Here is a 24,401-nt window from a genome sequence, read left to right on the forward strand (position 1 = left end):
CACCGCCTGCCTTTGACAGCATCTTTCCTGCGGGCGGCATGATCGGCACACGCGTGGAGGCGAAAGCTGTCGGCAAAGGGTTGGAAAAGGAAGGGGTTCTTGCCTGGAGCAGCAGTCCGCATGTGGTGGTACTGGGTGGCGACAAGCCGATGAAGTTCTTCCTCAGCATTGCCAAGGAGGCTGTGCCGGGCCCCTGCCTGGTTCGGCTTTACAATGAGAGCGACGCCTCGCCGCCGCGCATCGTGGAGGTGGGCAAGTACGAAGAGCTCACAGAAAAGGAACCCAACGACACACTGGCCGACGCCCGGCAGTCTGCAGCAAAGATGAACGTGACCTTCAACGGCGTGCTGGAAAAGGCCGGAGATGTGGACACCTATGCCATCCAGGCAAAGCAGGGAAAAAACATGCGTCTGGAGCTGCATGGCTACGCACTTGGCTCTCCCATGGACCCCGCCATGCGCCTGCTGAACGACAAGGGCGTGGAGATCGCCGCAGGGCATGACACGCACAATCTCGATCCACGCATCGAATACACCCCTGCAGCCGACGCCACGCTGTATGTGCAGCTTTTTTCTTTTGCCCATCCTCCTGCGGCGGATGTGAGCTTCAAAGGCAGCGCCAATCACGTGTATCGCCTCACGGTCACCGACGAGCCCAAGCCTGCCGTCGCAGCGAACGAGCTCAAGACCCTGACATTGCCCGCCACGGTCAATGGCTGCATCAGCAAGAATGGAGAGGAAGACACTTACACTTTCAATGCCAAGAAAGGCGATGACCTTCAGCTGCGCGTACGCGCCCAAAGCCTGCACAACAGTGAGCTGGATGCCGCACTGCGGATTGAAGACTCTGCCGGCAAGGTGCTGCAGCAGGCGGATGACAGCGACAAGGAAGTTCTTGACCCGACGCTGCGCTGGAAAGCCCCAGGCGATGGCGAGTACAAGCTGGTCGTCGCCGACCGCTTCCATCACGGCAGCGCAGAGCATGGCTATGAGCTGACCGTCGCCCCCTTCAAGCCCAGTCTCACCGCCACGCTCGACACCCATGCCTACCGCCTCGAAGCGGGCAAGTCCGTGGAGGTGAAGCTCACTGTGAAACCCAGCGGCATCTACACAGGCAAGATCAAGGCCCAGGCGGTCAATCTGCCTGCGGGTGTCACCGCAGAGAGTGTGGATATTCCAGCAAAAGGCGGAGAGGTGAAGCTCACCCTCAAAGCCACTCCCGAAGCCGTCGCCAGCCAGGCCCCCTTTGCGGTGGAGATCACCACCAGCGCACGGGATGCCGTGGAAACACTCAAGGCCACCTACGCCATCCCATTCACCGAGCCTCGCGGAGATCTGCTCATCATGACCGATGACCATCCCTGGCTGACGCTGGTGGCCAAGAAGCCTTAAGTACGATGGACACTCCTGTCCGTCGATCAGCGCTTTCGCCACATCCAGGGAACACGAGTATTCATCGCGTTTAAGGCGTTGGGCGTGTCGTGAACGCTGACCGACGAGAGTGCCTGTCGCACCTCAAACCCCAGAACGTTTGCCCCATCCACCACCGCCCGGCGTTTCCATGATCACGCGATCTCCAGCCTCCACATCAAACGACGTGCAACCCTCCAGCGATGTGGAGGTGCCGCCACGCACCAGAGTCTGACGCCCGCATTTTCCGGCAGAGCCGCCATGCAGACCAAAGGGAGCCTCCACGCGGTGCTGGGTCAGCAGGCTGACGGTGAGCGGCTGCAGAAACTCAAACTCGCGGATCACTCCATCTCCTCCGCGCCATTCTCCAGCACCCCCGGAACCACGCCGGATGGCAAACTGGCGCAGGCGTACAGGATAGCGCTGCTCGATGATTTCGGGGTCGGTGATGGCGGTGTTTGTCATGTGCGTGTGCAGCGCATGGGCACCGTGGTAACCATGGCCCGCACCAGCACCCCCGGCGATCGTTTCGTAGTAGCCAAAGCCGGCTCCGCCAAAGAGGAAGTTGTTCATCGTGCCCTGGCTGCATGCCTGCAGGCCCAGCGCCTTGATGAGCGTATCGACCAGTCGCTGGCTTACCTCCACATTGCCGCCCACCACGGCGGGATCGAGCGCGGCAACGCCGGTGAAGGTGGGATTGAGAAGCGATTCGGAGCAGCGGATTTCCACCGGCTCTGTCAGGCCCTCGTTCAGCGGCAGGTCCTCCTGCAGCATGAGGCGCATCACATACAGCACGGCGCTGCGCACGATGGCGGTGGTGGCGTTCAGATTTCGCGGATGCACTCCCGAGGTGCCGGTGAAATCAAGCATGAGTTTGCCGGAGCCCTTGCGCATCGTCACGGCGATGACCGAGCCATCGTCCAGACTCTCCTGTGCGGAGATCGAGTCAGGCAGCCGGGCAATCTGGGTGCGCATGACCGCGGCGGAGTGATTCAGGATGCCCTGCATGAGGCCTTGCAGTGAATCATCTGCCAGAGCACGCAGCCGCTCTGCTCCATGCAGGTTGGCGGCCAGCTGGGCGTGCAGGTCGGCGATGTTGTCGGCCAGATTGCGGGTAGGATATGCTGCGGTGGTCAGCAGGGTGCTGATGTCATCAAAACAGGAGGCTCCACCACGGATCAGGTGCTGCGGTGCGATGACCACGCCCTCCTCGATCAGCCGTGTGGCTGTGGCAGGCATGGAGCCGGGTGTGATGCCGCCGATCTCGGCATGATGCGCCCGATTGGCAATGTAACCGATCAGCCGGTGCCGCGTATCGTGCACGGGGGTGATGAGCGTCACATCCGGCAGATGTGAGCCGCCATACGCAGGATGATTGGTGATGATGGTATCTCCTGGCAGCATGGGCACGGCCTTGGTCACCTCACGCACGCACACGCCCAGCGCCCCTAGATGCACGGGGATGTGCGGGGCGCTGGAAAGCAGACGGCCGTGGGGATCCAGCAGGGCGCAGGAGAAATCCAGCCGCTCGCGGATGTTGGTGGAGATGGCGGTGCGGCAGAGCAGGGCACCCATGTCGCTGACGATGGAGTGGAAGCGGTGGCGCAGCAGGTCGCGCTCGAGCGCGGGGGCTGCACCCACCACACGGGCAGAGCGCAGCACATGGCCAAAGCCGGCGACCTTTTCCGCCGTCCATCCCGGCGCGATGACGATGGTGCTGAAGGCATCCTGAATCAGCGCGGGCGTGGGATCGAGCGTCTCGGCGTTCAGAGCAGCCGCAGATGCCGTCGCCTGAGGCTCTCTCACGATAATGCGGAGGCTCACCACCTCAATCATGCGACCGGCCGGCGGCGGGTAGCCAAACAGGCGCTCATACACGCATGCGTAAAGCTGCGGCAGATCGGCGGGATCGTTGAACTCCACCTGCAGCGGCGTGTCCTGGCCTTTGAGCCGCAGCTCGGCGATCTGAGTGCGCTCACCCGGAGGCATGGCTGCAAGCTCGGCAGTCAGGACTGTCAGCGCGGCCTCCAGTGGCTGGCGGATTTCCTTTTCAAGGATCCGCTCCTGCACCGCTTCCTGCAAACCGACGGCGCTGAGGATGCCGGCATGTTCTGGGACGAGGATTGTCTGGATGCCCAGCGCCTCGGCCACGGCACAGGCATGCTGCGGGCCCGCGCCGCCAAAGGCAAGCAGCGCGTGCTCGGCGGGGGCGTAGCCTTCGCCTATGGAAATGCGGCGGATGGCATCGGTCATGTGCTCCACGGCCAGGCGCAGCAGCGAGTGCAGCAGCTCGGTCTCGGTACCCGTGCTGCCGATTTGTGCATGCAGTTCGCTGAGGCGACGCCGTGCCGCATCCATATCCAGAGGGATGGGAGCGCGCGCCGGGTCAAAGCGGCCGAGCAGCAGGTTCACGTCCGTGATGGTCAGCGGGCCGCCCTTGCCATAGCAGGCGGGGCCTGGGGTTGAGCCAGCGCTTTGCGGCCCCACTGCCAGACCATGGTGTGTTAGGTGGCAGATCGAGCCCCCGCCAGCGGCCACCGTCTCAATGGCCACACAGGGGGCCAGGAGCTGCATGCCCGCCACGTTTTGAGAAAAGCGGTAGCCCGGCCGGGAGTCGATGCGCGCCACGTCCGTGCTGGTGCCGCCCATGTCGAGCGTGATGATCTTGGAGATGCCCACGCGTCGTGCGGCATTCGCCGCACCGATGGCGCCACCCGCAGGCCCGCTGAGCAGCATGTCCTTGGGCCGGATGTCCTCGGCGGTCTTGAGCCCGCCTGCGCTCGTCATCACCTGCATGTCTGGCGAGACCCTGCGGATGCCATTGAGGAAGGACTGCACCGGAGCATGCAGATAGGCGTCCGCCACAGTGCTCTGCGTACGGGGCAGCAGCTTGGCAAAGGCGGCGGTCTGATGAGAAAGCGTCAGATGGGTGAACCCACACTCACGCAAAATGGAGGCCACACGCAGCTCATGCTGTGGATGTGCATGCCCATGCAGCAGCGAAATGGAGGCCGTGGAGATGCCTCTGGCAAGGCAATCCTGTGCGGCGGCACGCACACAGCTTTCATCGAGCGGCAGAATCACCTCACCAGCAATGCTGACCCTCTCCGGCACCTCACAGACAGCTTCGTGGAATAGCACGCGAGGCACGTGTCTCAGCGCGAAAAGATCGCCACGGCGTTGGTCGCCGATCTGCAGGAGGTCTCCGAAGCCTTGCGTGATGAAGAGGGCGATGCGTCCGCCTTTGTGCTCCAGCAGCGCATTGGTGGCTCGTGTGGTGGCGATGCGGAGATCCAGCGGTGGAAACTGCTGGCCCGGCGGCGTGTTGGTCAGAATACGGGCACCGAGCACCGGCGCCTCTTCACCCGTGGAAAGCTCCAGCAGTGTGCCCGCCGGCCAGGGGGACGGGGCATCCAGCGTTACCTCGCCGGTGCTGTGGTCGAAAGCAGTGATGATTCGCGTAGCCAAGCCACCTGCATCGAGGATGCTGAAGCCAACGAGCAGTCCCGGCGGAAGGGCAGGCAGGCCGGAAAGATGGAGCTGAGTGTTTACCCCACGTTCTGCAACGGCGCGCAGATGTCCGGTGGAAAGCACCTTGCAGCGCGACTCATGCCCTTGAGGATCGAGTGCGTGGCAATCGGTGAACGTTCCGCCGGTGTCTGCTGCGATGCGCCATTTCACGGCTGTTTGGGGGCATCCTTGGGCGCTGCGAAATCAAGGTCAGGCACCCAGCGCAGCTCTTTAAAGGCGTCGTAGTAGGGTTCGCAATTGGGTGCTTTGAAAGCGGCCACGCCACGTTTCACCCATTCGTTGCCCTTGTTGGGATCTCCTGCGTCAAAGGCGATGGCCGCCTTGCAGAAATAGTAGGCAGGCGTGTCGTCCATGAAGGTAAAATTCTCCGCGATGATCTGGTCGGCGGCCTGGCGATGTCCCAGCTTGATCTCACACAGCACTCGCTTGTAATGAACGAGATGGCGGATGACCATGGGCAGCTTGGGGTAGTCGGCGATCAGTTTGGTAAATGATTGCAGCGCCGTACCAAATTCATGCTTCACAAAGTGGTATTCAGCCAGATTGAACTTGGGCAGCGGACTGTCTGGCTGGAGCTGCGCCGCTTTTTCAAACTGGGGCAGTGCGAGGTCAAAATCCCGGCGCCGTGGTGCCAGATAGATGTCTCCACGCAGTGCGTAGATGTCGGCCACATTGGGATTTAGCTTTTCCGCAGCGTCCAGTTTTTCCAGGGCATCGGTGTAGCGCTGCTTTACGCGCATTTCACGGGCCTCCAGCAGCAGTTTCTTGACCTCCTCGGAGGCCTGCGGCTGGGCTGCGGCCTTCGCCGCCTGTGCCATGGCTGAAGCGATGCCGAGCGTCAAAAACAGGAAGGTGTGAAGCAGTCTCATGAAGGAGGGGATGTTAGAGTGTGATTCGGATTCAGGCAAGGCGGGCACGCATGTTGGTTTCAGCGCTGTCACACATGCCACGCAGGATTTCGGGGCTGATCCACTCGGCTCCAAGTGACAGAATTGTTTCACGAACCATGCCGTCGGCGGAAACCACCCTCATAGGGCGCTCCTTGCCATATCTGGCCACTAGCCGTTCGATGATGGTGTCCGCCGTGGTGCCGGGGTCTGCATAAATGATCTGCAGCCCCTGAGGCTCGCGCTCCTCATTGGTGCCCTGCCTGGCGCCGTCAAAGACCACCACCACCTGCATCCCGCTCATGTCCTGGAGATTTCTCAGGCGCTTGAGCAGCTCCGTGCGGGCAAGATGTCGCCGGGAGGCCACCCGGTGCTCACGCCTGAGCTCGGGCCACGCGTGAATGACGCTGTGGCCGTCCACAAGCAGATACGTCAGCGGGGCGGGCATGATGCTGAAGTTAAAGGGCCAAAGCTCAAAGTTTCAAGCTGGGAGCGAGCCTCCGGCAACTTGAAGCTTTAAACCTTGAACTTGAACTCCCACATCAAACCGGCACGGCTTTCGCCTTCTCATACTCCTCATTGATGAGGCAGAGGTCGCCAAGGGCTTCCTTGAGAGGGTCGATCTCCTTGGCGCTGAAGCCCAGGTGCAGGTGTCTGCGCCAGCCTTCAGCGTATTCAAATTTGCCGGAGAGCCTGCCGACGGCACGGGAGGCCTCGTCCATGCTGATGAGATAGGAGTCCATGCCCTGGCTCACGTCCAGCCAGTGCTTCTGGCTTTCGTGGGCGGCGAGGGATTCACGCTTGCGGGCATGCACGCTGGTGGTGTCCACATACTGGCCTGCCATGAGCTTCTGGCGCAGGGGATCGCACAGGCCATGCGGCATGGCGTGGTAAACCGTCACATCGTGGGCATAGGAGGGCAGATGGGGATCTGTCTGAAAATTGGGGATGCAGTGGGAAAATGCCGCTGTGACCGCCAGACGGCAGGCTTGCATGTGGTCCTCCATGTAGTCTGCGGGCGCGTGTGTGAGCACGATGCTCGGTCTGGCCATGCGCACCACGGCGGCGACTTTGCGCAGGTAGGGGACGGAATACGTCAGCTCCAGATCGTCGCAGATGGGCGGATAAAACGTGGCCCCCAGGATGCGCGCCGCCTCCTGGGCTTCTGCGAGGCGCTTCTGGGTGGTGGTGGGACCATCCATCTGCACCGAGCCGCCGTTGCCGGTGCAGAGATTGATGTAATGAATGTCCCAGCCGCGGGCCTGCAGTTGCAGCAGGGTTCCGGCAGCGACGAATTCAATGTCGTCAGGATGGGCGAAGATGGCGAGGGCGGAAGGCATGAAAAAGTAGTTGAGAGCTTTAGCTCGTTCTGGAAACGCAGGGTGTCGCGTGAGTGAATGATGATCGGACTTACATCGCGAAAATCTTGTCCATGCGCTCCGTCAGCATTTTGAGGCCTCCGGAATTGATGCCGCCGCGCTGCTCGCTGATGGCCCAGCCGGTGTAGCCTGCGGTGTCGAGGGCTTTCATGATGGCGGGCCAGTTGTTGTCGCCTTCGGTGAGGTCGCAATCAAAGCCCTTCCACACGCCCTCTTCCTTCATCTTCTTGGTGCTGTACTCTTTGACATGGATGCGGTTGATTCGTTTGCCCAGCACCTTGATCCACTGCTCCGGCCAGCCGTAGCGCAGCACATTGCCGATGTCGAAGTGCCAGCCCACGATGGGATCTCCCACCTCGTCGAGGTAGCGCACGGCTTCCAGCGGGCTGAGGATGAAATTGTTCCAGACGTTCTCGATGGAAATCTTGACGCCCAGTTCCTTGGCCAGTGGCACAGCCTTCTTGATTTCGGTGATGGAGCGCTCCCACGCCACATCGTAGGGCACGGTTTCGCTCACCACGCCCGGCACCACGAGGATGGAGTCGGTGCCGTAGGCCTTGGCGTCACGCAGCGTGGTCAGCACGCCCTGCAGTCCTTCTTCACGAACCTTGGGATCATCATGGGTGAGCGTCTGCTTCCAGTGCGTGTGGCAGCACACGCTGGCCGCCTGCAGGCCGGACTGGCCAAGGGCGTCGATCACCTCCTGCTGGTTCATGCCTCCGGCGGGCTCGACCCCCTCGTATCCAGCCTCTTTGGCCGCCTTGTATTTTTCCACCAGCGTGCCTTTGAAACCCAGAGTGCCGCCCATGATGGCCTTGCGCAGCTTGCGGGCTGGCTTGGCGGCTTCCTGGGCAGAGATGCTACCCGAGGCGGCGAAAAGAGCGGTGGTGGAGAGAGATTTGATGAAGCGACGGCGTGAGGTCATGGCGTGAGAATACGCATGTGTATGACCTGTGCTGTCACAAACCGTCAATACAAACGTTGCGGCGTTTGTCAGGGACTAATGCGCACTCCTGAGTCGTCTGCAGATGAAAGAAATCCAGGCTGAAAACGGCCAAAGGCATGACCGCTTCCAGCCTGCTGAAATTTCAGTTCGCTGTTGTCAGGTGGCGCACAGCTGTCGGCACAATCGTGGCGGCGCTGTGAGGCGAGACCCACATCAGTCGTTCTTGGCCAGCAGCGCCTTTGCAGCCTTCTCGATCTTCGTGAGAAGATTGGACGGAAGCTCGGTGAGCAGCGGCAGAACGGGGCCGGTCTGCGCCACACCGGCCAGTTCGACGGCGTGATGCAGCACCAGGATCGGGCTGTGGGCATTGCGCAGATCTTCCAGCGCGACGAACTCAGCGCGGATCTTCTCAGCAGTGTCCCAGTCTTTCCTGAGGATGGCCTGCAGCATGGCTGTGGAGCGGCTTGGGGCGATGCACACGCAGCCAGCGGTGAAGCCGGTGACGCCGAAGTCACGCAGGTGAATGATGGCCGGCTGCTCGCCGATGCCGCTGACGATCATCTTGGGGTCCACCAGCTTGATCAGCTTCTTGAGGTAGGGGTCCTTCTTCGGGTCAGGCTCCACAATGGCGTACTTGATCCAGGAGATGAGGCCGTCGTTCACGAGTTCGGCGGCGAGTTCAGGGGTGATGTAGGCGCCGTCCTTGATGTAGAGCACGGCCTTGATGCCGGACTTTTCCACAAAATGGCGGATGGCCGTGGCCACCCCTGCGGGCTTGGAAGGGAAGAGCGTGGGCAGAAGCATCGCCGTGGGGAAGGCGAATTCACGGAGAATCTTGGCCTGATCCATTGCTGTGCCATACATCGGGCCCACCGAAGGCACGACCCACATGTCGTCCGGGGAAATGTCCACCAGCATCTTCAGCAGCGCATGGTACTCACTCGGGGCGATGTTGTAGAGGTTGGCGTTTCCCCCATAAAGCAGCGTGCGGATGCCGCCTTTGTACATGTGCTTGATCAGGCGGCTGTTCTGCGATTTGGCCAGGGACAGATCTTTGTTCCGGCACAGCGGTGGCACGGCGATGACGGAGGATTGGAGATCTTCAAAGGTGACAGGGGTGGTCTTCATGCAGACACCAAAGGAGCGCAGACAACGGCGGCTGCAAAGTAAAACAGGATCAGTTTTAAGGGATGTTTATTGTCCCTCGATGAAGCTAAGTAAATCGGCCATGTCATTCACACTCATGCCGGTCTCCAGGCCTTCGGGCATCAGGCTCTGCCCGCTGGAGCTGCTGCCCTTGATTTCCGAACGCTGGAGGGTCTTTTCCATGCCGCCCATCATCTTGATGGTCACACTCGACGCTGTGTCATTTGTAATAATACCGACCATGGTCTGGCCATCCCTGGTGTTGAAGGTATAAGCAATAAACTGAGATGCAACCTCCTTATGAGGTTCAAGGATTGCCGTAAGAAGAGCCTCGCGACCCTTAGTTTTTACCGTAATCAAATCCGGGCCAACCTGCAAACCGAGTGTTCCGGCACGGTGGCAGGCCATGCAGCGTGCCATGTATTGCGCCTGTCCTTTGGTTACATCCCCCTTGGCCGCGATGGCGGGCTTGAACTTGGCCGTGACCTCCTCGCGAGAAGGCGGGATCACCTCAGCCAGCGCCGTTTTGGCCGCTGCTGCCACCTTGGCGGACTTGTGCTTGAGCAGCGCCTGCACCTGCGAGGCGGAGTATTCCTGCGGCTTCACCACGCCGGATTCCAGCAGTGCCAATGCACGGTCTTCGCGGGAGAGAAGGGAATCGAGAGCCGCTTCTTTGGCCTTCGGGCCATAGGCGGACCATGCTGAGAGCAAAGACTGAGTCACGGCGGACGAACCGCTCTGCGCCAGCGTGCGCACCGCAGCCGCCTGCACGACGTCCGGCTGTCCTTTGGCCAGGCACTGAATCAAAGCATCGGCGGCTTCCTTGGAGGAGGTGAGACCTAGAAGCTCAATAGCTTCCAGACGTGCTGATTCAGAAGCGCTGGCATCGCCTGCAGTCACAGCCGCTTTGGTAAAGACGGCGGAGAGTTTGTGCTCTGCATCCACTTTCTCAAGGCTGGTGCCGGCACGCTTCAAACCGCTGGCGAGAGGCTGGATCGCGCCTGCAAGGGCTTTGGAAGGCAGGCTGCTGACGGCGGTGATCAGCGTGCTGAGATCGGCGGGATCAAGTTTCATAGAGGCCACTGCTTCGATCAGGGCAGGTGGCGCTTTGGAGGCGTCCTTTTTCAGCATCAGCATCAATGTATGCTGTGCGATGAGCGGACGCGCCCCCGCGACAGTCGAAACCCAGCTCTTGGAGCTCCTTAGCGCATCATCCTGCATTGTTTCTGCAAAAGCGGTCTCAATGCTGGCATCCAGAGCATCCGGATTCGTGCCGTAGCTTTGGTGCCCCACGCTGCCAAGGCTGAGCATTGCCTGATAACGTGTGCGCGGAGCTGTCTCCTTCCCGGTCAGTTTGAGCATGAGAGGCACGATTTCGTCGGCAGCCTTGGAATGTAGGCCAAGCTCCGATTCCGCGAGTATGCAGGCGCGTTCCGCCACAGCAAGGTTGGCATCCTTCAAAGCTGAAAGGATGTGCCCTTCATTCAAAGCTCCCAAGCCTTTCAGCGACCCCAGCGCATGCAGCTTCGCCAGTGCATTGTCTCCACTTAGCACCTTCTCCAGCATAGGCACTGCCGCCTTGTCCTTACGCTCGTAGAGCAGTCGCTGAGCGGTGTCGCGGTGCCAGCCGTTGGGGTGGCCCAGCGTCTTCACCAGCTCTTCGATGCCGGCTTTTCCCAGCCCCACTTTTTGGCCGATGCGTTCGGCACCTTTCTCCGGCACGATGCGGTAGATGCGACCGCGGTCGTTGCCACTGTTGAGGTCGATGTATTTCTTGATCTCGTCCGGGATGCTCCAAGGGTGCTCGATGACTTCGCGATACATGTCGCAGATGTGCAGGCAGCCGTCGGGCGCGTTGGCAAAATTCACCACGCGCACCCAGGTGTCTTTGCTGGCGGCAAACTCAAAGCCGTGCTCGTCGGCAGGGCGCTCGCCGACGAGGCTGATGCCGTCTGCGCTGGGCTTGATAAGCTTGCGGTGCACGAGCTGGCCGCCTGCGTCGCCACTGAAGCTGTTGTTCACGAAGTCAGCCCCATACGCATCGCCGCGATAGATGGTGGTGCCGGTGGCTCCGGTGAAGTAGCCGCTCACTCGGCCGCCGCCTTCCACCGCGCCCTTCACCACCCCGGCGATGCGCCAGCGCGTGCGGATGATGCGCCAGGGCTCGTCGGGGCTGAGACGAAACACTTCCGCCGCACCTCCATCCGCTGCGATGCTCTGCTTGGCTGGCGGCATGGGGTAGTAGGGATTGCGGCCGGCGTATTTGTCATCATAAACCCAGTATTGGAGGTGGTCGCTGTTGGAGCAGCCAAACTTGCGGCCGTAGTTGTCAAAGCTCATGCCATACTGCGCGCCGCCGCCTTCCAGACCAAACTCCAGCGTGATGGGATCAAACCAGAAGTCCTTGCCGCCGAGCTCGATGCCTTTGTCATCGGGCCGCTTGAGGCAGGTGATGACACCACGATTTCCACCACCTGCGAGGATGTGGATGCGGTTGTCCTGCCCCCACTGAAAGCTGTTCATGAGGCCCTGGACGTTGAGGATTTTTAAGCCGGTGCCAAAGCCGGTGAAGACCTTTTCGCGTACCTCGGCCTTGCCATCTCCGTCTTTGTCCTCAAAGCGCCAGATGTCAGGCGTGGCCCCCACAAACAGGCCGCCATTGGCCCATACTAGGCCGGTAGGCCAGGGGAGGTCATCGGCAAAGACGGTGCTTGTTTCAAAGTGGCCGTCGCCGTCCTTGTCCTCCAGCATGGAGATGCGGCCCAGGTGCGGAGTCACATCGCGCATCTCGCTGTAGTCGATCATTTCGCACACAAACATGCGACCGTTTTCGTCATAGCAAACGGCGATGGGGCTGCGCACCTGCGGCTCATTGGCGGTCAATTGGAGCTTGAAGCCCTTTTTCACCTGCCACGTGCCGATGGCATCTTTGGGCTCCACGGCGGGGTAGCGCGGCAGATCCTTGGCAGGGTCCACGGCCACGGCATTCTTGGTTTCACCGTAGGCCTTGGCATAGGTGGTCTTGGTCTTGATGCCGTCTGCCTGGGCGAAAAGCGAGGCACTGAAGGCTAGCAGCAGCGTGAGAGAGCAGGCGGCGGTCTGGGTCATGCCCAGATCATACGGGTCCCTCCGGCGACATCAAAAGCCGAAAGTCGCCCATGGTGGTATTCTTGTGACAGGCAAGCCCGTCTCACGCATCAAAGCACCGTGTCATTCACCACCTCGTTGCGCTCATTGAGCAGCAGACGCTTGGGGATGATGGGATTCTCGCTTTCGCCCCAGGCCATGATGGTGACGCGGTGGCCGGTGTTGATGAGATGGGCGGCGGCACCGTTGACGATGATCTGGCCTGAGCCGCTGGGTCCGGGAATGACATACGTTTCCAAGCGGGCGCCGTTGGTGATCGAGGTCACCAGCACTTTCTCGCCGTTCCACAGGTCGGCTTTTTCCATGAGGTCTGTGGGAATGGTGATGCTGCCTTCATAGGCGATGTTGGCATCGGTGATGGCGGCGCGGTGAAGCTTGGATTTGAGGAGGGTTCTGAGCACTCTCCAGATTGCGTCATTCACGCCGGGGGTCAAGTATTGGCTGCCGCGATATGGATTGGTTTGATGGATCGCCAGAACGGTGGATGATGCGGCGATGAGATACCGCGACCAACGCCGCTCCGAATCCGCCCCCGCACGCCAGAACTTCACCCCGCGCAAGAGCATGGGGCAGAACTTCCTCCAGGATGAGGAGATCTCCCGCTGGATCGGCGATCAGGTGCAGCCGGACGGCGCGGACCTCGTGGTGGAGATCGGCCCCGGCATGGGGGCGCTGACCAAGCACCTCGTGGGCCGTCCCAAGAAGCTCATCCTCATCGAAAAAGACGCCCAGCTCGGCCCGGAACTCCAAGGCCAGTTTGAAGGGCGCGGCGATGTGGAGGTCATTCACAACGATGCCACCCGCATCGATCTTCGTCCTTGGTTCCGGCATGGGCCTCTGAAGCTCGTCGGGAATCTGCCTTATTCCGTCGGCGGAGAAATTCTGAAGCACTGGCTCACGCCGCCCACTCCCGTGAGTTGCGCTGTCTTCATGCTGCAAAAGGAAGTGTGCGACCGCCTGGCCGCCACCTGCGAGGACGATGCCTATGGTGCTCTGAGCCTGCTGGTGCAAAAGGACTGGAATGTGGAGATGCTGCGCGTGGTGCCGCCGGAGGTCTTCAATCCGAAGCCAAAGGTGGATAGCGCCATCATCCGCCTGACACCGCGAGATCCCGCCACGCTCCCGGTGTTTGACCACGTGCTTTTCGACCGCCTGGTGCGCATGGGCTTCTCCCAGCGGCGCAAGCAGCTCAAAAACCTGCTGCCCGAGGCTCCCGGCGGCTGGGAGGCGCTGGTGCAGACGCTCAACGTCTCTACCACCGTGCGTGCCGAGGCGCTGTCTCTGGCGCAGTGGATTCAAATCGCCCGCCACTACGAGAACCGCCATGAGGCCGATGCAGGCCAGAAGGCCAGCGAGATGTTTGATGTGGTGAATGAGCGCGACGAAGTGGTCGGCCAGCTCACCCGTGGTGAGGTGCACAAGCGCAAGCTGCTGCATCGTGCCGTTCACATCTTCGTCATCAATAAGCGCGGGCATATCTACCTGCAGCAGCGCTCACATCTGAAGGATGTGTCTCCGTTGAAGTGGGACAGCAGCGCCGCAGGTCATCTGGACGCCGGAGAAGACTATGCCACCGCCGCGGTGCGCGAGCTTGGCGAGGAGATCGGCATTCATGTGCCGTCCACCGAACTGGCCGCCCAGATCCCCGCAGGAGACAATACCGACCACGAATTCGTCGAGCTCCGCCTCGCCCATCACGACGGCCCCGTGCGCTGTCTCCCCGAGGAGATCGCCACCGGCGAATGGTTCAAGCCCGAAGACATCGACGCATGGGTGGCAGCCCGGCCGCAGGATTTTGCCAAAGGGTTTGTGACGTGCTGGAAGGCGTGGCGTAAGTAGCTCGGGCAATCCAGACCGAGTGAGAGGGCTCTGGATGCGGACAGGATTGTCCGCATTACCTCAACGTCGGCGGCACAAACACCCACTGCATGCCCGCTGCCTCGGCGGCGCGGATGCCGCTGTTGCCATCCTCTAGAACAAGACACTCGCTGGGGGCGATGCCCATCTGCTCGGCGGCCAGGAGAAACATGTCGGGCGCGGGTTTGCCGTGCTTCACCTTTTTTGGGGTGATGATGATGGGAAAGAGGTCGATGAGACCGGTGGCGGTCAGGCAGCCACGCACGGTGGATTCCTCGCTGCCGGAGGCCACGGCCATGGGGAAGCGTCCTTCGAGGGAGCGCGCAAACTCCGCGACCGGACGCACCGCCTGCACTTCGGGGATGCGTCGGGCGAAGATCTCCATCTTCAGCTCATCCACGCTCACTGGGTCGACATTGGCACCATGCTTCGCGTTCAGCAGCTTCACCACATCCTGCTCCTTCATGCCCGCGTGCGCATAGAATTCTTCCTCGGTGAACTCATACGGCGCATCATGCTGCTTCAGCGCCTCCACCCACGCGATGTAGTGCAGCGGCATCGAATCAACGAGGGTGCCGTCGCAGTCGAAGATGTAAGCTTGAAAGGGGTAGTCGGGGATTTGCAGGGACATGGGAGCGCGTGTCTTCATAAACCGCACCCAAGAGCCTGGGGCAACCAAAAGTAGTGCTGAGCTTTAGCTCGTTTGGGAGGTAGCTCCGCGAGCTCCCAGAATCCAGACACGAGCTAAAGCTCTCGACTACCTTTTACGCCGCACGGTTCACCGCACTCAGCACCGCCTTGATGGAGGCGAGCTCGATATTGGTATCCACACCCGCACCCCAGATGGTCTTGCCATTGGCGGTTTTGATCTGGATGAAGGCGAGGGCGCTGGCCTCTGTGCCGGAGCTGAGGCTCTGCTCGCGGTAGGTGGCCACTTCGAAGGCTGGCGCTCCGGCGTCTTGGATCAACGCCTGGGCAAAGGCCGCGATGGGGCCGTTGCCTTTGCCGGCAATGCCGCGCTCCTGGCCGTTGATGACAAGGCTGCAGCGGCAGGTGAAGACACCGTCCACTCCATCGGCATGGAAATGGTGCAGGGAGTAGGGGGTCTCGCGCTCGATGTATTCCTTCCAGAACATGTCCTTGAGCTCGGCGGCGGTGACTTCGCGGCCCAGCTTGTCCACGATGTCGTTGGCCAGGGGACCAAATTCGCGCTGCATGTCCTTGGGCAGTTCGATGCCGAATTCGCTCTCCAGCAGGTAGGCCACACCACCCTTGCCGCTCTGCGAATTAACGCGGATGACCTCGCGGTACTCGCGACCGATGTCCTCGGGGTCGATTGTGAGGTAAGGCACGTCCCAGATGGACTTGTGCTGCTCATAGCCAGCCAGCCCCTTCTTGATCGCATCCTGATGGCTCCCGCTGAAGGCGGTGAAAACCAGCTCGCCTGCGTAGGGCTGGCGGGGAGGCACGGTCATGCCGGTAGTGCGCTCATACATGCGGATCAGCCCGTTCATGTCGCTGAAGTCCAGGCCGGGTGAGATGCCGTGCATGTAGAGGTTCATGGCCACCTGCACGATGTCCAGATTGCCGGTGCGCTCGCCATTGCCAAACAGGGTGCCTTCCACGCGGTCGGCCCCGGCCAGCAGGCCCAGCTCTGTGGCGGCGGTGCCGGTGCCACGGTCATTGTGCGTGTGCAGGCTGATGATGAGGCTCTCGCGGTTTTTGATGTTGGTGCAGATCCATTCGATCTGGTCGGCATACACGTTGGGCATGGCGACTTCCACGGTGTCCGGCAGGTTCAGAATCATCTTGTTCTCCGGCGTGGGCTGCCACACGTCCATCACGGCCTCGCTGATCTCCTTGGCAAACTCCACTTCCGTGGCGCTGAAGCTCTCGGGGGAGTACTGCAGCGTCACCTTCGTGCCACCAGCAGTCAGGCGGTGCAGACGGTCCTTGATCATCTGCGCACCTTTGACGGCCACGGCGATGATCTCCTCCTTGCTCTTGCCAAACACATATTTGCGCTGCGCAGGCGAGGTGGAGTTGTACATGTGGATGACGACCTGCTTGGCACCGATCAGGCTCTCCACGGTCTTCTCGATCAAATCCTCGCGCGCCTGCACCAAGCACTGAATGGTCACATCCTCAGGGATGCGCTTTTCCTCGATGAGGCGGCGGTTGAACTGAAACTCCGTGTTGGAGGCGGAGGGAAAGCCGACTTCGATTTCCTTGAAGCCGCATTGCACCAGCGCATCAAACATGTCGAGTTTCTGCGAGACATTCATCGGCACGGCGAGCGCCTGGTTGCCATCGCGCAGATCAACGCTGCACCAGATGGGCGCGTGGGTCAGATGGCGGCTGGGCCACTGACGGTTTGGGATGGAGACCAGCGGAAAGGGCTGGTACTTGGAGGACGGATTCTTCAACATGACAAAAACAGAATAGAAAGGATTAGCGAGATTTCAGGCTTGCGCAGGATGGATTTTCCTGACCTGAGGGGTAACAGCCGCGACGTGACGGCAAAGAGGGCATGACGAGGAAACACGGGCCGCCTACCCTAGCGTAAGTCGCAGGGAGAGAAGAAGGAGAGCCTTGGCGGGCATGGTCATGGTTTGAGTATCAAAGCAGGGAAGGGAGAGTAGTCAAGAGGGAGCGGTCGGACAACAGGGGCTAATGGTGAGATCCTGCCTTGAAGGAACGAAGACTCGGAGTAGGAGGATGAGGAAAATCTACCATCCACCTCATGACCCAGTTCCGCCCCTGCATTGATCTCCACGATGGCCGCGTCAAACAGATCGTCGGCTCATCCTTGCGGGATGATGGCTCGGGGCTGAAGACGAATTTTGTCAGCGATCGCGATGCAGCCTGGTATGGCGAGCTTTACAAACGTGACGATCTCAAGGGCGGGCATGTGATCCTGCTGGGGAAGGGGAATGAGGCGGCGGCCAAGGCGGCGACGGGGGCCTATCCCGGCGGCTTGCAAGTCGGCGGTGGCATTCGCCCGGAGAATGCGGCAGAGTACCTGGAGGCGGGAGCCAGCCATGTGATCGTGACGAGCTACCTGTTTGAAGCGGAAGGCACTTTTAACCAGGCGAAGCTGGATGCCATGGTGGCAGCCGCGGGCAAGGACCGGCTGGTCATCGACCTGAGCTGCAAGACGACGTCCACGGGCTGGACGGTGGCGATGAACCGCTGGCAGACGCTCACCACGCTGGAGGTCACGCCGGAGTCGTTGCGTTTTCTGGCAGGACAGTGCGCGGAGTTTTTGATCCACGCTGTGGATGTGGAGGGTAAGTGTGAGGGCATTGATGAGGCTCTGGTGCGTTTTCTCGGCGAGCACTCGCCCATCCCCATGACCTACGCAGGCGGCATCCGGCACTTGGATGATTTGAAGCGCATCGACGAGCTGAGCCATGGCCGAGTGGACGGCACCGTGGGCAGTGCGCTGGATTTGTTTGGCGGCACGGGGGCGAAGTATGAGGAGCTGGTGGCGTGGAATCGAAGACAGGGGTAGCACCGGCAATCTTGCCCGTTGAGAAAGCTCTGTTCGCGGGCAGGATTGCGCGCACTATTCCCCCATGAAAATCATCCGCTACTCCGACTCGCAGGGAAACATCGCTCACGCAGCACAGCAGGCCGATGGCTCGGCGCTGGTGATTGAGGGGGACATCTTCGGCGAGCATCAAGTGACAGACCGCAAGGCAGAGGTGGCAAAGCTGCTCGCACCGGTGCAGCCGTTTGCGATCATCTGCATCGGGCTTAATTACAAGAAGCACGCGGAGGAGACGAAGGCGGAGCTGCCAAAACATCCCGTGGTCTTCATGAAGCTGCCCAATGTGGTGCAGCACCCCGGCGAGCCGATCCTGCTGCCGACGAAGCTCAAGAGCGACAAGGTGGACTACGAGGCAGAGCTGGCCGTGGTTATTGGCAAGAAGGCAAAGAATGTGAGCAAGGCCGACGCGCTCAACTACGTCCTGGGCTACACCTGCGGCAATGACGTGAGCGCCCGTGACTGGCAGAAACACGGCGGCGGTGGCCAGTGGTGCCGGGGCAAGTCCTTTGACACCTTCTGCCCGCTGGGCCCTGTGCTGGTGACGGCAGACGAGATTTCCAATCCGAACAGTCTGGGCATCAAAACTGTGCTCAATGGTCAGACGATGCAGGACTGGAACACCAATGACATGATCTTTGACGTGCCGACGCTGATCGAATTCCTTAGCGGCAGCACCACACTGATGCCGGGCACCGTGATCCTGACCGGCACGCCGCACGGTGTGGGCATGGCCCGCACGCCGCCGGTTTTCATGAAGGATGGCGATACAGTGAGCGTGGAAATCGACAAGATCGGCACGCTGACGAATCCGGTTAAGAGTGAATGATGAAATCAGAATGACGGATGACAGAGGGAACGAGCCTTTCTGCTTGGGCCCAATATCACCTCAACTGCTGCTCAAACGACTGTTCCCCATGTTTCAAGTTTCCCATGCCTGCTGAACCGAGCCTCGACGACCTGCGGCGCTACGCTGTGGCACGCAGCCTGTTCACGCCGACCACGCTGCTGGGAGCCATTCAGCGCCTGGGTTTTGTGCAGGCGGATCCGATCCGCGCCCCGGCACGGGCGCAGGACCTGACTCTACGCCACCGCGTCAAGGACTACCGCGTGGGCGACCTGGAGCGCCGGTATGAGAGTCTTGCGATCGAGGAAGACTGCCTGATCAACTATGGGTTCCTGCCACGCGAGCACCTGGCGCTAATGCATCCGCGCCAAGCTGCCCGGCCTTGGGACGCCGAGAATGCGCGCAAGGCCGCCGACATTCTAGCCTTCGTGCACGAGCGCGGCGCAGTCCATCCGCGCGAGGTCGAAGAGCACTTTGCCCACGGGCGCGTCAAGAATTACTGGGGTGGTTCGAGCAACGCCAGCACGCATCTGCTCGACGGCATGCACTATCGCGGACTGCTGCGAGTGAGGCGGCGCGATAGCGGCATCCGGGTCTATGAGGCGGTGTCGCATCCACCCTCCGATGACAGCCCTGAGGGGGGCACACAGCGTGCGGCCGCATTGATCGATCTGGTGGTGCGCAAGTATGCGCCCCTGCCTGCTGCCAGCCTGACCTACCTGGTGCGGCTGCTCCGCTACGGCGCGCCGCATCTGTCGTCCCAGATACGGGAGGCGCTTCGGGTGGATCGTGGGCAACTGGCGAGCTGCTGCATCAACGGAACCACTTGGTACTGGCCCGCCGATGAGAACCCGCGCTCGCACCGCTACACCGTGGACGAACGATTACGCTTGCTCTCCCCCTTTGATCCCGTGGTCTGGGACCGTCGCCGCTTCGAGCTGCTGTGGGGGTGGAGGTACAAGTTCGAAGCCTACACGCCGCCAGCACAGCGCCAGTTCGGCTACTACGCGCTGCCGATGCTCTGGCGCGGGCATGTCATCGGCTGGGCCAACGTGTCCGTACGGGAAGGCCGGTTGGAGCCGGTCTTTGGCTACGCGGCAGGAAAGGCACCGGGCGGTGCGGAGTTCCGCAGCGCGCTGGATGAAGAGCTGCAGCGCATGGCGCAGTTTTTTACGGCACGCTGATCAAATCCAGAAAGCGAACTCAAGCTCAGGAGTGCTTCAGCCCTGCGCCTTTTCGAGTTCACGAATGAGCAATTCGTAGCGGCGTTTGGGACAGCATTCTTCCAGCAGCGCCCGCAGGACGTTTTTTTTGCGCACGAAGTGGAAAGCGATGATGTCGCAGACAGCCTCCGCCTCGTCCATTTCCTCCAGCTCGTGACGCATCTGGCACATGTTTTCGCAGCTGTCGTCCGTGGGCGGCGGCAGGAGGTCCAGGGCGCGGGATTTCAGCTCTCGAAGGACCTTGAGGGGGGCATGCTGGGTGAGCACGGGCTCCACATGCGCGATGCGAAAGGGCGTCTTCTGCTCCCAGCCGGTGATGCGCACGCGGCAGATGCCGTAAAGCATGACCTGCGAGGTGCCGTCCGGGTTTTTCACCGAGGCACGGATCAGGCCGGCGGTGGTCACGGGCAGCACCTCATCTGCACCGTTGGAAACCCCCACGCAGAACATGCGGTCCGTGTGCAGCGCATGGTCCAGCATGCGGCGGTAGCGATCCTCAAAAATAAACAACGGAAGATGACAGCCGGGGAAGTGATAGCAATCGTCGAGCACAATCATGGGAAGCGCTTGCGGCAGCACAAAACCCTTGGCTGAGAATGATTTTGACGAGATGTCCATGGGGAAAGCTTACACCGGATACGTGCCCTGTCGGCGCATGGTTCTGTGATTTACTTCCCAATTCCAGCGAATCATGCAAAGAGGCGGGGCTTTCAGAGAGGACTGAAGCCCCGCGAGCACTTTAGAGGCTCTTCAAATATGCCACGATGTCGCTGATGGCCTGCGGAGTGAGGCCGAGCTGCTGGGGCTGATACATGAGGGAGCGATCCATCTTCTTCACGCTGGCGATGCGCTCTTTGGGCACTGTCTGCACCATGCCGCCCATGCACTTGATCATGACGGGATCTCCGCTGGAAAGGATCATGCCGGTGATGGTGAGGCCGTCCTTCGTCTTGATCTCGCTGCCTTCATAGCCGTGGGAGATGTCGGAAGAAGGATGCGCGATGGCCTGGGCGATGACCTCGCTCGGCTGCTGTTTGCCAAAGGTGCTGAGGTCAGGGCCGAACTCCACACCCGCCTGACCCACCTTGTGGCAGGTGAAGCACACGGCGATGGCGGTCTGGCCGCGCTTGGCATCTCCCGGCAGCTGGGCGATCTCCGCACCGGTGGGCAGCTTGGTAGCGTCCTTGATCTCAGGAGGCATCTCTACAGCGACGAGTTTCACTTTGGCAGGATCATACAGACCCAGCGCTTTCATGCCGCCCTCCACATCGTAGCCCTGCCAGTCATTCCCCTTGCGGTTGAGCAGCCACCATTTGGCCAGTTCCTTGAGCGGGAAGTCCTTGGTGTTTGCCAGTTCGATCATCGAGCCTGCGGCCTCGCGGCTTTTCACAAAGGCCAGGCCGGTGAGCATGAGCTTGCGCTGCTCTTCGCTGAGTGCGCCATCCTGCGCGCGGGACTTGAAGGCCTCCGCAGCACTCGTTGGGTGCAGACGCCAGGCAATCCACGCCTGCGCATCGGTCCATGCTGCGGGCTTGTCCTTGCAAACAGCAGCGTAGAGTTCAGCCTCCTTGCCTTCAGCGCCAAGACCGAGGGCTTCGAGGTAGGCGCGGTCCTTGCCGTCAAACTGCTGCGCCAGCTTCACCAGCAGCGGCAGGCTTTCCTTTGCAGGCACTTCGCGCAGTGTCAGCGCCACTTCACGGCGCACAGCGGTGGAGGGATCGCCGACCATCTTCGCGGCCATGCCGAGCACATTCACACCCGCACGACGCAGGGCGCGGTAGGCCACCATGCGCTGCTCCTCGTCTTTGGAATCGAGCCAGGTCTTCACCTGCGCCACGCCTTCTTCTCCCATCTGTGCGAGCAGCCATGCGGCGCGCGCGGCGATGTAGGCATTGTCATCTTTCAGCAAGGCGGCCACGGCTGGCACGGCCTTTGCGCCCTGGGCTTTCAGCGCGGTGAAGCCGTTGTAGCGCACATTGGGTGCCGGGCTTTTCAGTGCGGCGATCTGCCCCTCGGTGGTGTCCAGCTTCAGCGCAGGCACTTTGGAATCAAAACCCTTCGGGGCGATGCGGTAGATCGTACCCGTGTAGCGTTCATCCAGCGTGCCGTGGCCGCCCACGCGGGCGTCGAACCAGTCAGCCACATAGATCGCGCCGTCGGGTCCCACGGTCACATCGCTGGGGCGGAAGCGGGTCTTCAGTTCGCCTGTGGGCTTGCCGCCGAGGAAGTCGGAGCCGGCAAATTCCTTCTCCTTGTTGGAGGTCATAAAGTCAAAGCGCTCCAGCTTCCAGCCTGCACCGTCGGGTTTTGGCAGGTAGCCAAAGACCACGTTCTTGCCCGCCTCGCAGGCGAGAAGGAGGCCGTTCCACTTTTTATCGAGCGCGCCGTTCTCATAGAAACCCACGCCGGTGGGCGAGCCGCCGCCATACACATCTCCGGCAGGCATGGTGCCGGGGTCTTCCTGACGCCACTCAGCGGTGGGCGTGTCCTGGCCGGGACGCTTGTCCGCCCCCCAGGAGCGCAGGCCGTCGGCGGAGGCAAAGCCCGCGTTGCCGCCCTCCATCACAGGGGTCACGCGGCAGGCAGGCGGGTCGTCGTTGTCGCTCTGAAACACATCGCCAAAGGAGGTGATCGTCTGTTCGTAGCTGTTGCGGTAGTTGTGACCGATGATCGTCACACCCGTGCCATCAGGATTCATGCGCGCGCCAAAGCCGCCGATCCACACATGGCCGTCGTCGCTCTTCTGCCCAGCGATTTCCTGCATCATGTAGGGGCTGCCCATGCGGAAGGTCTTGCCGGAGTGATCCGTGAATTTTGCGCCCGTGTTGCCCTGATTCCAGTACCACTGGCCGTCGGGTCCGGCGGTGACGCTGTGCAGGCTGTGGTCATGCTGACGTCCGCCGAAGCCGGTGAGCAGCACATCGCGCTTGTCCACGGCCGGGTCAAATTTGCCATCGCCATTCACGTCGGTGTAAACGAGCAGGTCGGGCGGCTGTGAGACGACGACCCTGCCGCCCAGCACCGCCACCCCCAGCGGAGCGGCCAGCGCGGGCTCCTGCACAAACACGGTGCTCTTGTTCGCACGACCAGAGCCGGTGGTGTCTTCGAGCACCACGATGCGATCTCCCTCCGGCCTGCGGCTGCCTTTGCTGCGGTAGTTCACCCCTTCCGCCACCCACAGGCGGCCCTGCGCGTCGAAGTCGATGTTGGTGGGATTGTACAAATCGGGCGAGGTGGCCCAGACGGTGACTTCCAGGCCTTCAGGCACGCTGAAGAGATCGGCGGGCACGGTAGTCTTGCCGTCATCGACGATGGGGGGCGTGGGCTTGGGGGCGTTCGGCGGAGTCTCGGTATAGACCTGAAATTTCACCGAGGCATTGCTGGCCTTGCCGCCACGCTCCATGCCGCCGTCATCAATGGCCGCCTGCGCGGTGAAGCCGACCACGCCCTTCGGCAGATCGTAGGCGATCACCGAGCGCGCATGCGTGCCTATGCCATTGTCATACGTCTTGCCACCCACCAGCAGCGCGGCTCCCATGGCCGATTTTCCCACACGCGTGCCGCCGGAGCCCTGGCTGGCGGCTTTCCACTTCAGTTTAGTCAGATCTTGCGTGCTGCCGTCCGCCATGACGAGCTTTGGCTCGATCCAGTCCGCCCAGTCGCAGCTGATGCCATCCTCATCCGAGACCACGAGGTAGAGCTCCTTCGCCCCTTTGAGAGAGGCGTCCACCTTGACCAGACGCGGCGAATTCGCGGCGGTGGTGAGCTTGGGACTTTCAAAGACAGGGCTGGCGGCCAGGGCACAGGAGGCGGAGCCAAGCAGTGCGAGGAGGATCAAAGGGCGGGACGTCATGGCTGGGAGGTAAAATACGGGCGGAAACCGCAGTTCTGGACCACTTTGCCCGGCGCGCAACGACTTTGGCTTGTGGCGCGGAAAACATTCTCCACATTCCGGCGCATGAAATCCCTCCTTTTGCTTCTGGGCGCCCTGCTGCTTTCGTCCTGCCAGACCACTAGCGACGAGTACCACGTGGGAAGCGTTGACGAGGCCAAGGTGTTTGCGAGGAGGGCGGTGGAGGTGGGTTACATCCATCAGGGCGGCGAGGCGGCGCTGGTCGCGGAGAAGTCCGTCGGCAGACCGCTCAATGGCAAATGGAGCCAGCAAAAGATGGACGATTTCCTCTACCGTTATGCCGCGGAGCATCCGCGCCTGATGGAGATCAACAAAGCGGCCACGCTGGGAAAGATCAGTGAGAAGGAGCGTGTCATCCTCGTGAATGTGCTGCGTGGTCAGGAAGAAAGAATCGCCGAGGCAAAACTGGCCGAACAGCAGGAGGCAGCAGCCGACCTGGAGCAGTCTGCCATGATGAACGCCCAGGGGTCTTCCTTCCGCATGAATTCCGCGCTCATGCAGACCACGCCGACCTCCGGGTATTCCGGTTACGGCACGGGTTTTGGCGGCACGGTGTACTGAGGCGC

The 24,401-nt window shown here is 61.3% G+C and carries 18 protein-coding genes; 6 read left to right on the top strand and 12 right to left on the bottom strand.

The window, feature by feature from the left end:
* The first annotated feature begins 38 nt into the window (after positions 1-38).
* The gene (locus ACFQDI_RS18670) at positions 39-1,391 is read left to right on the top strand and encodes a pre-peptidase C-terminal domain-containing protein (protein ID WP_377169627.1); all 1,353 of its coding nucleotides are present in this window, start codon (positions 39-41) and stop codon (positions 1,389-1,391) included.
* A gap of 123 nt (positions 1,392-1,514) precedes the next feature.
* Here the strand turns inward: ACFQDI_RS18670 and ACFQDI_RS18675 are convergent, their stop codons facing one another.
* From ACFQDI_RS18675 to panD, 8 genes are all read right to left on the bottom strand, one after another.
* Positions 1,515-5,090, bottom strand: a complete 3,576-nt coding sequence (locus ACFQDI_RS18675; RefSeq protein WP_377169629.1) for a hydantoinase B/oxoprolinase family protein — start codon at positions 5,088-5,090, stop codon at positions 1,515-1,517.
* Complete coding sequence (locus tag ACFQDI_RS18680) at positions 5,087-5,809, bottom strand: tetratricopeptide repeat protein (RefSeq protein ID WP_377169631.1); 723 nt, start codon at positions 5,807-5,809, stop codon at positions 5,087-5,089. Before ACFQDI_RS18680 ends, ACFQDI_RS18675 begins: the two co-directional genes overlap by 4 nt.
* A 31-nt stretch (positions 5,810-5,840) precedes the next feature.
* Complete coding sequence (locus ACFQDI_RS18685) at positions 5,841-6,275, bottom strand: NYN domain-containing protein (protein ID WP_377169633.1); 435 nt, start codon at positions 6,273-6,275, stop codon at positions 5,841-5,843.
* A 94-nt stretch (positions 6,276-6,369) separates the two neighbouring features.
* Positions 6,370-7,167, bottom strand: a complete 798-nt coding sequence (locus ACFQDI_RS18690) for a PIG-L deacetylase family protein (protein ID WP_377169635.1) — start codon at positions 7,165-7,167, stop codon at positions 6,370-6,372.
* A 70-nt stretch (positions 7,168-7,237) separates the two neighbouring features.
* Positions 7,238-8,131 carry a sugar phosphate isomerase/epimerase family protein gene (locus ACFQDI_RS18695; protein ID WP_377169637.1) on the bottom strand — a complete coding sequence of 298 codons (894 nt, stop codon included), beginning with the start codon at positions 8,129-8,131 and terminating at the stop codon, positions 7,238-7,240.
* A 234-nt stretch (positions 8,132-8,365) separates the two neighbouring features.
* The gene (locus ACFQDI_RS18700) at positions 8,366-9,280 is read right to left on the bottom strand and encodes a dihydrodipicolinate synthase family protein (RefSeq protein WP_377169639.1); all 915 of its coding nucleotides are present in this window, start codon (positions 9,278-9,280) and stop codon (positions 8,366-8,368) included.
* Between the two features lie 66 nt (positions 9,281-9,346).
* Positions 9,347-12,406 (bottom strand): PVC-type heme-binding CxxCH protein, encoded by a 3,060-nt coding sequence (locus ACFQDI_RS18705; RefSeq protein WP_377169641.1) that lies wholly within the window; start codon positions 12,404-12,406, stop codon positions 9,347-9,349.
* A gap of 89 nt (positions 12,407-12,495) precedes the next feature.
* Entirely contained in the window at positions 12,496-12,867 is a 372-nt protein-coding gene (gene panD, locus ACFQDI_RS18710; protein ID WP_377169643.1) for an aspartate 1-decarboxylase, read from the bottom strand.
* A gap of 73 nt (positions 12,868-12,940) precedes the next feature.
* On the opposite strand from panD, the gene rsmA reads away from it, so the two are divergent.
* Positions 12,941-14,284, top strand: coding sequence for a 16S rRNA (adenine(1518)-N(6)/adenine(1519)-N(6))-dimethyltransferase RsmA (gene rsmA / locus ACFQDI_RS18715; protein ID WP_377169645.1), 1,344 nt, complete (start codon positions 12,941-12,943; stop codon positions 14,282-14,284).
* Positions 14,285-14,339: 55 nt separating this feature from the next.
* On the opposite strand, the gene ACFQDI_RS18720 is transcribed toward rsmA, so the two are convergent.
* Positions 14,340-14,933, bottom strand: a complete 594-nt coding sequence (locus tag ACFQDI_RS18720) for an HAD family hydrolase (protein WP_377169647.1) — start codon at positions 14,931-14,933, stop codon at positions 14,340-14,342.
* Between the two features lie 133 nt (positions 14,934-15,066).
* Complete coding sequence (gene leuA, locus ACFQDI_RS18725; protein WP_377169649.1) at positions 15,067-16,731, bottom strand: 2-isopropylmalate synthase; 1,665 nt, start codon at positions 16,729-16,731, stop codon at positions 15,067-15,069.
* A gap of 314 nt (positions 16,732-17,045) precedes the next feature.
* Here leuA and hisA point away from each other — a divergent pair, with 314 nt between their 5' ends.
* From hisA to ACFQDI_RS18740, 3 genes are all read left to right on the top strand, one after another.
* A complete protein-coding gene (gene hisA, locus ACFQDI_RS18730; RefSeq protein ID WP_377169652.1) occupies positions 17,046-17,816 on the top strand; it encodes a phosphoribosylformimino-5-aminoimidazole carboxamide ribotide isomerase in 771 nt (256 codons plus the stop codon).
* Positions 17,817-17,880: 64 nt separating this feature from the next.
* A complete protein-coding gene (locus tag ACFQDI_RS18735; protein ID WP_377169655.1) occupies positions 17,881-18,681 on the top strand; it encodes a fumarylacetoacetate hydrolase family protein in 801 nt (266 codons plus the stop codon).
* A gap of 104 nt (positions 18,682-18,785) precedes the next feature.
* Positions 18,786-19,883, top strand: coding sequence for a DNA glycosylase AlkZ-like family protein (locus tag ACFQDI_RS18740; RefSeq protein WP_377169657.1), 1,098 nt, complete (start codon positions 18,786-18,788; stop codon positions 19,881-19,883).
* Positions 19,884-19,919: 36 nt separating this feature from the next.
* Here ACFQDI_RS18740 and ACFQDI_RS18745 read toward each other — a convergent pair whose 3' ends face one another.
* Together ACFQDI_RS18745 and ACFQDI_RS18750 are read right to left on the bottom strand one after the other, a co-directional pair.
* Entirely contained in the window at positions 19,920-20,540 is a 621-nt protein-coding gene (locus ACFQDI_RS18745) for an LON peptidase substrate-binding domain-containing protein (RefSeq protein ID WP_377169659.1), read from the bottom strand.
* 121 nt (positions 20,541-20,661) lie between these two features.
* Complete coding sequence (locus ACFQDI_RS18750) at positions 20,662-23,775, bottom strand: PVC-type heme-binding CxxCH protein (RefSeq protein WP_377169661.1); 3,114 nt, start codon at positions 23,773-23,775, stop codon at positions 20,662-20,664.
* A gap of 105 nt (positions 23,776-23,880) precedes the next feature.
* On the opposite strand from ACFQDI_RS18750, the gene ACFQDI_RS18755 reads away from it, so the two are divergent.
* Positions 23,881-24,396, top strand: coding sequence for a hypothetical protein (locus ACFQDI_RS18755; RefSeq protein WP_377169663.1), 516 nt, complete (start codon positions 23,881-23,883; stop codon positions 24,394-24,396).
* Positions 24,397-24,401: the final 5 nt, after the last annotated feature.

This window comes from Prosthecobacter fluviatilis (assembly GCF_042655725.1).
In the GTDB taxonomy this organism is placed as follows: domain Bacteria; phylum Verrucomicrobiota; class Verrucomicrobiia; order Verrucomicrobiales; family Verrucomicrobiaceae; genus Prosthecobacter; species Prosthecobacter fluviatilis.

What these genes read in the sequence shown, in the direction of transcription:
- ACFQDI_RS18755 (WP_377169663.1), top strand. Translation starts at nt 23,881, where the DNA reads ATGAAATCCCTCCTTTTGCTTCTGGGCGCCCTGCTGCTTTCGTCCTGC.
- ACFQDI_RS18750 (WP_377169661.1), bottom strand. Translation starts at nt 23,775, where the DNA reads ATGACGTCCCGCCCTTTGATCCTCCTCGCACTGCTTGGCTCCGCCTCC.
- ACFQDI_RS18720 (WP_377169647.1), bottom strand. Translation starts at nt 14,933, where the DNA reads ATGTCCCTGCAAATCCCCGACTACCCCTTTCAAGCTTACATCTTCGAC.
- ACFQDI_RS18690 (WP_377169635.1), bottom strand. Translation starts at nt 7,167, where the DNA reads ATGCCTTCCGCCCTCGCCATCTTCGCCCATCCTGACGACATTGAATTC.
- ACFQDI_RS18705 (WP_377169641.1), bottom strand. Translation starts at nt 12,406, where the DNA reads ATGACCCAGACCGCCGCCTGCTCTCTCACGCTGCTGCTAGCCTTCAGT.
- ACFQDI_RS18745 (WP_377169659.1), bottom strand. Translation starts at nt 20,540, where the DNA reads ATGGACATCTCGTCAAAATCATTCTCAGCCAAGGGTTTTGTGCTGCCG.
- ACFQDI_RS18695 (WP_377169637.1), bottom strand. Translation starts at nt 8,131, where the DNA reads ATGACCTCACGCCGTCGCTTCATCAAATCTCTCTCCACCACCGCTCTT.
- ACFQDI_RS18735 (WP_377169655.1), top strand. Translation starts at nt 17,881, where the DNA reads ATGAAAATCATCCGCTACTCCGACTCGCAGGGAAACATCGCTCACGCA.
- ACFQDI_RS18685 (WP_377169633.1), bottom strand. Translation starts at nt 6,275, where the DNA reads ATGCCCGCCCCGCTGACGTATCTGCTTGTGGACGGCCACAGCGTCATT.
- rsmA (WP_377169645.1), top strand. Translation starts at nt 12,941, where the DNA reads ATGAGATACCGCGACCAACGCCGCTCCGAATCCGCCCCCGCACGCCAG.
- ACFQDI_RS18700 (WP_377169639.1), bottom strand. Translation starts at nt 9,280, where the DNA reads ATGAAGACCACCCCTGTCACCTTTGAAGATCTCCAATCCTCCGTCATC.
- leuA (WP_377169649.1), bottom strand. Translation starts at nt 16,731, where the DNA reads ATGTTGAAGAATCCGTCCTCCAAGTACCAGCCCTTTCCGCTGGTCTCC.
- ACFQDI_RS18670 (WP_377169627.1), top strand. Translation starts at nt 39, where the DNA reads ATGATCGGCACACGCGTGGAGGCGAAAGCTGTCGGCAAAGGGTTGGAA.
- ACFQDI_RS18740 (WP_377169657.1), top strand. Translation starts at nt 18,786, where the DNA reads ATGCCTGCTGAACCGAGCCTCGACGACCTGCGGCGCTACGCTGTGGCA.
- hisA (WP_377169652.1), top strand. Translation starts at nt 17,046, where the DNA reads ATGACCCAGTTCCGCCCCTGCATTGATCTCCACGATGGCCGCGTCAAA.
- ACFQDI_RS18680 (WP_377169631.1), bottom strand. Translation starts at nt 5,809, where the DNA reads ATGAGACTGCTTCACACCTTCCTGTTTTTGACGCTCGGCATCGCTTCA.